We start from the raw sequence: 5,073 nt of genomic DNA, 5'->3' as shown, positions 1-5,073 counted from the left end.
GTTATCCCAGCCGACAACGGCGCGACGCGGTGTGCCGAGTGTAGATGGTGCCACAAGTGCCTGAATTTCCACGAGAACAGGGCGGGTGCCTTCCATACCGGCAAATACCGCAGCTCCCGGAGCTTTTTCATTACGCTCGCCAAGAAACAGTTCAGACGGATTGGAGACTTCCCGTAAACCTTTATCGGACATTTCAAAAACGCCGATCTCATCAGTCGGGCCAAAACGGTTTTTCACTGTGCGCAAGATGCGGTAATGATGGCCGCCTTCGCCTTCAAAATACAAAACGCCGTCAACCATATGCTCAACCACGCGCGGGCCTGCAATCTGCCCTTCCTTGGTCACATGGCCGACCAGCACCACAGCAGCACCCGTTGATTTGGCATAGCGGATCATCGCCTGCGCACCGGCGCGAACCTGTGTTACCGAACCCGGTGCGCTATCGGCCGCATCTGTCCATAAAGTCTGGATGGAATCGATAATCACCAGATCAGGGCGCGGCTTAGTATCAATGGTGGCTAGAATATCCTCGACATTGGTTTCCGCCGCCAGTTCCACAGATGTATCTGCTGCATGCAGACGCTGTGCGCGCAAACGGATCTGTGCCACCGCTTCTTCACCCGATACATAGATGATGCGGTTGCCACGACGTGCCAATGCGGCCGCAGCCTGTGTGAGCAATGTTGATTTGCCAATGCCCGGATCACCGCCGACCAACAGCGCAGAACCACGAACAAAACCGCCGCCGGTTACGCGATCCAGCTCACTGATACCGGATTGAATGCGCGGTGCATCTTCAATCTCACCGGAGAGCGTGGTGAGCGCAACGGCACGGCCTTTGCGCATCGCCATTTTGCCCGGACCCGAGCCGATGCCGCCGGATGTGCCTTCTTCGACAAGTGTGTTCCACTCGCCGCAGCCGTCGCATTTGCCTGCCCAGCGCGAATGCGTGGCACCGCAATTCTGGCAGATGAACTGAATCCGGTTCTTGGCCAAGTTATGCTCTTTCAGTGATCGTCATATTGTTCAGGCAGATAAGTGCCTTCGGCCAGATCGGTAAAGCGTGTGAATTCCGACTGGAAGGCGAGCTTTACAGTACCGGTAGGACCGTGACGCTGCTTGGCGATGATAACGTCTGCCGTGCCTTTGACTTTCTCAAAGTGCATTTTCCACTCGTCATATTTCGGATCGAATTCGTCGCGTGGTTCAAGGTTTTTGACGTAATATTCTTCACGATACACGAAGAGCACAACGTCCGCATCCTGCTCGATGGAACCCGATTCACGAAGATCGGAGAGCTGCGGACGTTTGTCTTCGCGGTTTTCTACCTGACGGGAGAGCTGTGACAGTGCGATAATCGGCACATTCAGCTCTTTGCCAAGGGCTTTCAGACCCGTGGTGATTTCGGTGATTTCCTGCACGCGGTTCTGCGCCGAGGCTTTGGACGAACCGGTCATCAGCTGAATATAGTCAATCACCAGACAATCAAGGCCGCGCTGGCGCTTGAGGCGGCGGGCACGTGCAGACAACTGCGCAATGGAGATACCACCGGTCTGGTCGATATAAAGCGGAATACGCTGCATCGTCTGTGTGCAGGCGATCAGCTTTTCAAAATCGGTTTCCGAGATTTCACCGCGGCGGATTTTGGATGAGGAAACTTCTGTCTGCTCGGAAATAATACGGGTTGCCAGCTGTTCGGCGGACATTTCGAGCGAGAAGAAGCCGACCACACCTCCATTGATGGCTTTCATTGAGCCGTCTGCCAGCTGTTCCCCCTGATAGGCCGCAGCAATATTGAAGGCGATATTGGTGGCAAGGGAGGTCTTACCCATACCCGGACGCCCCGCCAGCACGATCAAGTCGGAAGACTGCAAGCCACCCATCTTACCATCCAGCATGTGGATGCCGGTGGAAACACCGGAGAGGTGCCCGTCACGCTGGAAGGCTACGCCCGCGAGATCAATCGCGGTTTTAACGGCTTCGTTGAAAGGCTGGAAGCCACCGTCATAGCGGCCGGTTTCCGCCAGTTCAAACAGGCGGCGCTCGGCATCTTCAATCTGGCTTCGCGGAGCCATATCGACCGGCGCATCATAGGCGATATTGACCATTTCCTCACCGATACCGATCAGCGAGCGGCGTGTGGCAAGGTCATAGATCGCGCGGCCATAATCTTCCGCATTGATAACGGTTACCGCTTCGGCGGCAAGGCGCACCACATATTGAAACACGGTCATGTCGCCGACTTTATCATCGGCAGGCAGGAAGGTTTTCATGGTCACCGGATTGGCCATTTTACCAACGCGGATAAGCTCGGACGCCAGTTCATAAATACGGCGATGCAGCGGGTCGTAAAAATGCGGCGGCTTCAGAAAGTCCGAAACACGGTAAAAAGCATCATTATTAATCAGAATCGCGCCGAGAAGAGCCTGTTCCGCTTCGATATTGTTCGGGGCTTCGCGGTAAAGCGAATTCTGGGTGTCCCGTGTCTCTTCAAGTTTGTGAACAGTCGCGTCAGCCATAAAGTTCTGGATCCTTTGCCGCAATCAAGCGGGAATTATCCGGCAAAAAGCCGGACATCAGAGTCTGTTGAAATATGAGTGTAAACAATCTGCCGGTGCAGTTGAAGCGGCTATACCATGATTCACAGCGATTCACAGGCTGCAGCTGCAAGAACTGCCTGTCAGATAGTCGTCGCGTGGGGGCTTTTAACGGGATCAGTCCGCAGTCGCCAGCAAAGACTGGTGATAGCGGAGTTGGAACTGTCCGGTCAGAAGAAAAATATAGGCTGCCAATTCGCTCAGTTCTTCAAGGTTTTGAGCGGCTGCGCCGGTCAGGCCGGTTGTGAGGCCGAGATGCTCTTCTGCTGCCGTTGAAATCATCATGCACAGCGTTGCCAGCAAAAATGCCCCCCATGGCAGGCCGCCGGATTGCTGCAATGGTTTGAGCAATTTATGCGAGCCGTTTTTCAGCATCAGAACAGCGAGCAGTAAAACAGAGGCAATTAATGCGGGCATGATGGCCGGTTTGTACCAGAGCTGGCGTGATGAGAAGAAAGGGCCAAGCTCGGAAAGGCTGATTGGCTCAAGGAAAACCGCACCCCAGCTCAATTCCCGAACTGCGCAGATAAACCAGATCAATGCCGCACCGCGCCAGAACCATTTCCAGTCTGAACTGCCGGATTTTTGAAAAATCAGTGCCTGTATCATACCCAGAAACAGCAATATTGCCTGAGCATTTTCAACAGGGCCGTTTTCCCACGATGTCGATGCAGGGAGAATGAGCGCCAGCGGATAGGAAGCGAGAAGAACCAGTAATCCTGCTGATAAGACAAACAGGGTTGTTTTATTCAGGCGTGGGTGCAGCTTGGTTTGCACGCTGGGCATCAGATATTTATCCCTTGAAACAACAGCGCTCCGAAAGATGCGATGCAGGTTTCAGGTAAAAGAGCGCGTAAAAGCAAACAGATAAATGTCTGAAGCGCACCAGCGGTGCAATCGCCGGAACTTCACAATCTCTTGATAAAAACTTTATGAGCAACAGAGTGTCGTCAATTTGTCACAAAATTGCAGCCCGTTGACCGCTGCTTTAATAAACCAGATGTTTCGGGCTGGCTTTCTCGCTGCTGCTGTCATTGCAGGCTTTGAATTTACGCATTTCCAGTCGCTTAAGCCGCTTTTCCGCCTGCTCAATATAATTACGGGTCAGCGGCACGGCATCCTGTCTGTGTGCAAGCTGTATCTGAAACACCATCATATTCTGCCAGCGGAAGGCGGATTCCGATCCTGCCAAATAAAACTCCCACATCCGGCAAAAACGCTCATCATAAATGGCTTTTGCTTTGTCGCGGTTCGCCATGAAAGCTTCACGCCATGCTTTGAGCGTTTCCGCATAATGCAGGTGGAGGATTTCGATATCCGTTATAATCAGTCCTGCATTTTCAATATGCGGCAGGACTTCCGAGAGGGAGGGGATATAGCCGCCGGGGAAAATATATTTACGGATGAACGGATTGGTGACGGAAGGCTCGTCACTGCGGCCGATAGAGTGCAGCAGCATGGAACCGTCCGGTTTTAACAGCCGCGCAACTTGCTGAAAAAACTCGGCATAATGGGTAACACCCACATGCTCAAACATGCCGACAGAGCTGATCCGGTCGAATTGCTGGTTCAACTCGCGATAATCCTGCAACAAAAACTGTGCCTGTTGATTAAGCCCGCGCGCTTTTGCCCGTTGATTGGCAATCTGGAACTGCTCCTGAGACAGGGTTACACCGGTAACATCCGCGTCAAGAAATTCTGCAAAATACAGACCTAAACCACCCCAGCCGCAGCCGATATCCAGTAATTTATCCTCGGGTTTGATTTGCAGCTTGGCCGCAATATGCCGCTTCTTTGCAAGTTGTGCTTCCGCAAGGCTGGTCTGTGGCGTTTCAAAATAAGCGCAGGAATATTGCTTATCGGGATCAAGAAACAGATCATACAGTTCGCCACTCAGATCATAGTGCCGTTGCACATTTCTGGAAGAGCGTGCCAGCGTGTTCATTTGCTGTAAGGGTCTGAAAATTTTGCGTAATCTGGTTAGGATACGCATCCACGGCTCTTTTGCCGCCGTGGGGCCGGTATTCTCAAAGACCAGCCGCAGAAAACTGTAAATATCGCCTTCCGGAAAACTGATATCCCCGTCCATGAAGCATTCGCCGAGCTTCAGTTCCGGATCAAGAGCGATCGCTCTTTCCGCAGCTTTGTTGTGAAAGGCAAGCGTGACATGCGGCGAAGTGCCGTTGCCGTAAGTGTGTGTCGTGCCATCGGCAAATTGTACTTTAAGATCGCCGCTTGAGATCAGCTTGTTCAGAACCGAATGCAGCATGCTACTCATGTCTCATCCTCCTCCGATCTTGCAGAACCGGTTGAGCGGCGAATGAAGCGGCGAGTTTCCGCGCCTGTATCCGCCTTTCGCGCATTTCCAGAAAAAGTGCAAAGCGGTTTTCGCTGGATAATGCGTCAATACAAAGAGCTAAACACGGTACAGCGCTTTAAGAATAGCGGGTTTTATTGTTCTGGAAAGAGCGGGGCA

General features: G+C 52.6%; 4 protein-coding genes. All 4 read right to left on the bottom strand.

What is annotated here, in order from left to right; all coding sequences use genetic code 11:
* Positions 1 to 996: DNA repair protein RadA (gene radA, locus A918_RS0116855; protein ID WP_022712191.1), on the bottom strand; the 996-nt coding region annotated here is incomplete at its 3' end.
* Positions 997 to 1,007: 11 nt separating this feature from the next.
* Complete coding sequence (locus tag A918_RS0116850; protein WP_022712190.1) at positions 1,008 to 2,519, bottom strand: replicative DNA helicase; 1,512 nt, start codon at positions 2,517 to 2,519, stop codon at positions 1,008 to 1,010.
* A gap of 195 nt (positions 2,520 to 2,714) precedes the next feature.
* Positions 2,715 to 3,383, bottom strand: coding sequence for a hypothetical protein (locus tag A918_RS0116840; RefSeq protein WP_022712188.1), 669 nt, complete (start codon positions 3,381 to 3,383; stop codon positions 2,715 to 2,717).
* Positions 3,384 to 3,585: 202 nt separating this feature from the next.
* The gene (locus A918_RS0116835) at positions 3,586 to 4,875 is read right to left on the bottom strand and encodes a cyclopropane-fatty-acyl-phospholipid synthase family protein (RefSeq protein WP_028233925.1); all 1,290 of its coding nucleotides are present in this window, start codon (positions 4,873 to 4,875) and stop codon (positions 3,586 to 3,588) included.
* Between the last annotated feature and the right edge of the window lie 198 nt (positions 4,876 to 5,073).

The sequence above is a fragment of the Pseudochrobactrum sp. AO18b genome (assembly GCF_000409565.1).
Taxonomy (GTDB): Bacteria; Pseudomonadota; Alphaproteobacteria; order Rhizobiales; family Rhizobiaceae; genus Pseudochrobactrum; species Pseudochrobactrum saccharolyticum.
The sequence above is the reverse complement of the archived record's forward strand: the minus strand, read 5'-3'. Positions and strand labels throughout refer to the sequence as shown.